The sequence below is a fragment of the Porphyromonas sp. CAG:1061 genome, assembly GCF_000435035.1.
Taxonomy (GTDB): Bacteria; Bacteroidota; Bacteroidia; order Bacteroidales; family Porphyromonadaceae; genus Porphyromonas_A; species Porphyromonas_A somerae.
In genome coordinates, this window is the sequence record NZ_HF988802.1 from 1 (window position 1) to 957 (window position 957).

Here is a 957-nt window from a genome sequence, read left to right on the forward strand (position 1 = left end):
CTCATAAGCGTATAGAATTATATAGCAGTAAGTATTTCTTTTTCAATTCGTCAATCTCCAACTCATTCCCTGTTATGGATTGGATAAACGAATCTCCATAGTATAAAGATCGAAACATAGATACGACCAGGGGCGGGTCAATGCTTTGATTCAGTTCTCCGGCAGAGAGACCTTTCTCGTAATATGTTAGCCACATTTGTGTTATTTCTTGTTCCAAAGCTTTGCACCTATCATTAAACCCTTCGTAATGAAATTTGGCAGAGGATAGTAGGTTGATATACTCCGTGGAGTTCGCATCTATAAGGGTGTTCCTTACGGAATTCATCCGCTCTTTCGTGAGATTTAATTCGTTCATAATAAAGCTAAGAAATGGCTTCTTGTGGAATTCGCATCTATAAGGGAGTTCCTTACAGAATTCATCCGCTCTTTCATGAGATTTAATTCGTTCATAATAAAGCTAAGAAATGGCGTCTCATTTGATGCAAGTTCTTCTCTCTCTAAGGAGTTAGATAGAAGTTCAAAGACGAATTTGTCAATGACCGCTCTATATAGTCCTTCTTTGTTCTTTACCTTATAGTATATAGCTCCTCTAGACAATCCAATTATTTCTTCCAAATCCGCCGTAGTGACATCCGCATACTCCTTCACCCAAAAGAGTTTGAATGCCCCTACGAGTATTTGATTCCTACGTTCTTCACTCTTACTTATCATAGATTAGTACTACTGTAATAATATTCTTTCCGAATGCTAAGTTAGACATAAGAAATTAAACTACCAAATAAGCCGTGAAAAAGGTAGTCCCTAGCACCTCAAATAATGCACTTCGGTTTAGAACTTAGGAGAAATGTCATGGGTTACGCATTAGAAAGTTCTTACCATATGGTTTTTAGCGGGGTGTCTATGATTAAGGACCTCGGCAGAGGTTCGTGCTAAATAGGCACAGGTCAAGGCACGCAG

Annotated in this window: 1 protein-coding gene; it reads right to left on the reverse strand. The window is 38.6% G+C overall.

Features of this window, described 5'->3' with window-relative positions; genetic code table 11:
• Nucleotides 1–351: 351 nt before the first annotated feature.
• On the reverse strand, nt 352–711 hold the full coding sequence (locus tag QVO39_RS00025; RefSeq protein ID WP_021902482.1) for a TetR/AcrR family transcriptional regulator: 360 nt from the start codon (nt 709–711) through the stop codon (nt 352–354).
• Nucleotides 712–957: the final 246 nt, after the last annotated feature.